The 4883-nt window shown below is 72.2% G+C and carries 4 protein-coding genes; 2 read left to right on the forward strand and 2 right to left on the reverse strand.

The features are described 5' to 3' along the window. Nucleotides 1-209 precede the first annotated feature (209 nt). Nucleotides 210-938, forward strand: a complete 729-nt coding sequence (locus ACFW2G_RS18455) for a hypothetical protein (RefSeq protein WP_384448195.1) — start codon at nt 210-212, stop codon at nt 936-938. Between the two features lie 451 nt (nt 939-1389). Next, a complete protein-coding gene (locus ACFW2G_RS18460) occupies nt 1390-2682 on the forward strand; it encodes a M18 family aminopeptidase (RefSeq protein ID WP_037920604.1) in 1293 nt (430 codons plus the stop codon). A 50-nt stretch (nt 2683-2732) separates the two neighbouring features. Here the strand turns inward: ACFW2G_RS18460 and ACFW2G_RS18465 are convergent, their stop codons facing one another. Both ACFW2G_RS18465 and ACFW2G_RS18470 read right to left on the reverse strand, forming a co-directional pair. Continuing rightward, nucleotides 2733-4577: an NHL domain-containing thioredoxin family protein gene (locus ACFW2G_RS18465; protein WP_384583064.1), complete on the reverse strand. Its 1845-nt coding sequence runs from the start codon at nt 4575-4577 to the stop codon at nt 2733-2735. 66 nt (nt 4578-4643) lie between these two features. After that, the coding region (locus tag ACFW2G_RS18470) for a hypothetical protein (protein WP_384680985.1) at nt 4644-4883 on the reverse strand (240 nt) is incomplete at its 5' end.

Genomic DNA, 4883 nt, shown 5'->3' on the forward strand with positions numbered 1-4883 from the left:
CCGCCCACACCCCCCTCAGGGAGCGCGACGCGGCCGCCTAATACGCCACCCCCCCCCGCCCCCCCCACCCCACCACCCCTGCGCCCCCCCCCCACCGCGGCGGGGCCCCCGCAGGGGGCCCCGGCCGCTGCCGCGTGCACGGGCACCACCACAGGGGCCCTGTACTGCGGCTTTCCCCGATGTCAGTCGTTCATGGGACGCTCGTAGGCATGAGTCCACAGGATCAGCACGGCAGCAGGGGGTACTCCGTCCCCACCGGGCGGCCGTACGCCCTCAAGGAGCTGCAGGCGAGCCTGGGCAGCCTCGGCGACCACCTGCGCGAGCTCTACGACGGCGCCCACCCCGCCGAGTACGACACCATCGCCGACGCGCTGTACGTGGCCTTCCAGACGGCCGCCGGACTGGCCCCCGCCAAGAGCTACACCGGCTGCCCCGAACACCCCAACGGCGCCCTCGACCCCGAGGCCCCCGAGGGTTGGGGCCGCTGCCTCATCTGCAACGACCGCCGGCGCCTCGGACAGCGCCACCGCGGCGGACCCGGCGCCGCCCCCGCCGCCGAGCAGCGCCGCCTGGGCTACCCCGTACCGGACGGCCCGTACACGCTGCACGCCCTGCGCACCCACCTGCGCACCGTCGAGGACCAGCGGTTCCACCTGGGCCTGTCCTCACCCGCCGAGGACTTCGTCCGCATCGCCGACGACCTCCACCGCGCTTTCATCGTCGCCCGCGAGCTGTCCCGCCCCCGCAACGCCTCCGGCTGCTCCGAACACCCCGGCGCACCGATCGACCCCGACGCACCTCCCGGCGAAGCCTGTATCTTCTGCGCCGGACGCCGAAGGCGCGCGCAGCGCTCCCCGCAGACCCCGGAGATGCTCCCGCGCATCCGCCGGGGCGAGCGCAGGCAGCTGCAGCGCAGATTCGACCGTCCGCCGGGCTGAGCACGCACGGGAACGCGGACCCCCGCGGACACGGAACCGTTCCCCCGGCGACCCGCCCGGTCCGGCCATGACGAACAGGAACCCGACCCTCGTTAAGGTGAACCACCTGGTTTCCTCCCCTCCCCGGCGGGAGGGGCTGCCCACACTCACGAGTGGGCCTGTTTCGCCACGGACCGCCCCGACCGAGAGGAGGACCTCCCGTGGACCGTTCGCACACACCCGGACGCCCAGGACCGCTCCCCGGCCTGCGCGTCCGTCGGATAGAAACGGTAGGTGAACGACCGCTTCGCGGAAGGGAACCCCGCACCGCGGAGGGCGCGGTCGGTCATGATCCGAACACAAGCACAGGTCACAGCCTGACGCTGCGGCGCTCCGCCGCAACGAGGCTCCGAGCCGGAACTGCGTTTCCTCACCCGGCTGAAGCCGGGGGCTTCCACACAAGGGAAATACGATGAGCTCTCCCGCCCGCTTCGACCGCGGCCACACCGACGATCTGATGACCTTCCTGACGGCCAGTCCGACGCCGTACCACGCCGTGGCCAACGCGGCCGAGCGGCTGGAGAAGGCCGGCTTCAGGCAGCTGTCGGAGACGGACGCATGGGACTCGGGCAGTGGAGGCAGGTTCGTGCTCCGCGGCGGCGCGCTCATCGCCTGGTACGTCCCCGAAGGCGCCTCGGCACACACCCCGTTCCGCATCGTCGGCGCCCACACCGACTCACCGAACCTGCGGGTCAAGCCCCTCCCCGACATGGGCTCGCAGGGCTGGCGGCAGATCGCGGTCGAGATCTACGGCGGCACCCTGCTCAACACCTGGCTGGACCGGGACCTGGGCCTGGCCGGACGGCTGACACTGCACGACGGCACCGAGCGACTCGTGAACATCGACCGGGCGCTGCTGCGCGTGCCCCAACTGGCCGTGCACCTGGACCGATCGGTGAACAGCGACGGCCTCAAGCTCGACAAGCAGCGGCACATGCAGCCGATCTGGGGTCTGGGCGATCCGCACGAGGGCGACCTCATCGCCTTCCTGGAGGAGGAAGAGGGCCTGGAACACGGCTCGGTGGCCGGCTGGGACCTGATGGTCCACTCGATCGAGCCGCCCGCCTACCTGGGCCGGGACCGCGAACTCGTGGCCGGCCCCCGGATGGACAACCTGCTGTCCGTGCACGCCGGGGTCGCCGCGCTCGCCGCCGTCTCCGGTGCGCAGAAGCTCGACCACATCCCCGTGCTGGCCGCCTTCGACCACGAGGAGAACGGCTCGCAGTCGGACACCGGCGCGGACGGCCCGCTGCTGGGGAACGTGCTGGAACGTTCAGTCTTCGCCCGCGGGGGTACCTACGAGGACCGCGCCCGAGCCTTCGCCGGCACCATCTGCCTGTCCTCCGACACCGGGCACGCCGTGCACCCCAACTACGGTGAGCGACACGACCCGACGCACCACCCGCGTGCCAATGCCGGCCCGATCCTGAAGGTCAACGTCAACCAGCGGTACGCCACCGACGGCAGCGGGCGCGCGGTGTTCGCCGCCGCGTGCCAGCGCGCCGGCGTCCCGTGGCAGACCTTCGTCTCCAACAACGCGATGCCGTGCGGCACGACGATCGGCCCGATCACGGCCGCCCGCCACGGCATCCAGACCGTGGACATCGGCGTCGCGATCCTCTCGATGCACAGCGCGCGCGAACTGTGCGGCGCGGACGACCCCTACCTCCTGGCCAACGCCCTGGTCGCCTTCCTGGAGAGCTGAGCCCGCGGGCCGGGCCCGAAGGCCGCCCCCCAGGAAGGCGGGGAGCGGCCTCAGCCCTCCTCGTCCATCCCGGCCAGGACGAGGGGGAGCCGGGCGGCGCCGTCGGCCGTGACCCGGACGGGCACGCCCCAGTCCTGCTGGTGGACGTGGCAGGCCGGGTACTCGTTGGCCGGGTCGTCGTCGCAGGACGCCGCCATCGCCGAGACGTGCAGCACGCCCTCGGTGAGGTCGGGGTTCAGCTCCAGTTCCCGAAACAGGTCGGTCCCCGCGCCCTCCCCCGACGTCAGCAGCTCGGGCGGGGTCGAGGAGACCAGCAGGCGGGTGGAGGGCCCGTAGCGGGTATCGAGCTTCTGCCCGCTCGGGGCCCGGAAGACCACATCGAGGCGCAGCGTGCCGGGCGCCACCTCGGTGGCGGCCCGCTGGGTGCGGTGGGCGACCGCGTCCACCCGTACCGCCTCCTCCGGGAGCCGCAGCCGGGTCAGGCGGTGCCGCGCGGACTCGACGACCACGATGTCCTCTCCGACCAGGACGGCATCGCTGGGCTCGCGCAGGTCGGTCGCCAGGGTCGAGACCTGCCCGGTAGCCGGGTCGTAGCGGCGCAGCGCGTGGTTGTAGGTGTCGCACACCGCGACCGAGCCGTCCGGCAGGGCCGTCACCCCGAGCGGGTGCTGGAGCAGGGCCTGGGCCGCGTCCCCGTCCCGGTGCCCGAAGTCGAACAGGCCGGTGCCGACGGCGGACGTGACGGCGTAGCCGGAGTCGGTGGCGTGCACATAGCGCAGGGCGCTGGTCTCGGAGTCGGCGATCCACAGCCGGTCCCCGGCGGCGGCGAGCCCGGACGGCTGGGCGAACCAGGCCTCCGCGGCCGGCCCGTCGTGCAGCCCCTCGTTGGTGGTGCCGGCGGCCACCTCGACGGTCCCCTCCGCCGGGTCCCAGGTCCACAACTGGTGGACACCGGCCATGGCGATCCACACCTTGCCCTGCCACCAGGCCACGTCCCACGGCGAGGACAGGTCCACCTCAAGGGCCGGGCCGGAGGTCGGCGAGCCCTGCCACCACTGCCGTCCGGTGCCGGCGACCGTCTCGACCGCCCCGGTCTCCAGGTCGAGGACGCGCAGCGCGTGGTTGACGGTGTCGGCGACGACCACCCGCCGCCCGTCGGGCAGCAGCGCCAGCCCCTGCGGCTCGCTGAAGCTGTCCCCGGTGAAGCCGCGCTCGCCGCTGCCGATGCGGCGTACGACGCTCTCCCCGTCGGCGGCCAACTCGACCAGCTGGTGCCGCGTCGAGTCCGAGACCAGCAGGTTCCCGCTGGGCAGGAGCAGCGCCTTCCCGGGGAAGCGCAGGTCGCTCGCGACGGGCTCGGGCGCCACGTACGGCCCGTCCCCGCGCCGCAGGGTGCCCTTGGCCTCGTGCTCGGCCTCCAGCTCCTCGACCAGCTTCGCGATGGCGTGCGCATGCCCCTCGCCGGCGTGCTGGGCGACGATGTACCCCTCGGGGTCGATCACGACGAGCGTGGGCCACGCACGCACGGCGTACTGCTTCCAGGTGGCGAGCTCGGGGTCGTCCAGGACGGGGTGGTGCACCTCGTAGCGCTCGACGGCGTCGACGACGGCCGCGTGGTCGGCCTCGTGCACGAACTTCGGCGAGTGCACGCCGACGATCACGACGGTGTCGCGGTGCTTCTCCTCCAGCTCGCGCAGCTCGTCGAGGACGTGCAGGCAGTTGATGCAGCAGAAGGTCCAAAAATCCAAGATCAATGTGCGACCTCGAAAGTCGGCGAGCTTCAGGTCCTTCCCGCCGGTGTTGATCCATCCGCCCTTGCCGATCAGCTCGGGAGCACGGACACGGGCACGGCGGGGCGCGGGCGCGGGGGTGGGCGCCGGGGCAGCATCGTTCATGTTTCAAGCTTGCCATTGGCCCATGAACACCGGATCACGGACGTACGACGCCGTTGCCCTGCGCAGCTACGGGATCCGCTCCACCACAGCGACCTCCGAGAATTCTCGGAGGTAGGTCATATGCCCGGTCCGGCCAGTGTGCTGTATGCACATGTCGGTGCACACGTCCGCGTTCCCGGTCGGTTCGGAGATCCACCGGCAGTCCGGGTTCAGGCACCGCGCGGTTGCCGTGGTCTCGGCCGACGGATGGCGGCGCATGACGTAGCTCACGTACCGCAGCACGGCTTTCACGCTCACGCCGACATC

Source organism: Streptomyces sp. NPDC058880 (assembly GCF_042742535.1).
Lineage (GTDB): Bacteria > Actinomycetota > Actinomycetes > Streptomycetales > Streptomycetaceae > Streptomyces.

What these genes read in the sequence shown, in the direction of transcription:
- ACFW2G_RS18455 (WP_384448195.1), top strand. Translation starts at nt 210, where the DNA reads ATGAGTCCACAGGATCAGCACGGCAGCAGGGGGTACTCCGTCCCCACC.
- ACFW2G_RS18460 (WP_037920604.1), top strand. Translation starts at nt 1,390, where the DNA reads ATGAGCTCTCCCGCCCGCTTCGACCGCGGCCACACCGACGATCTGATG.
- ACFW2G_RS18465 (WP_384583064.1), bottom strand. Translation starts at nt 4,577, where the DNA reads ATGAACGATGCTGCCCCGGCGCCCACCCCCGCGCCCGCGCCCCGCCGT.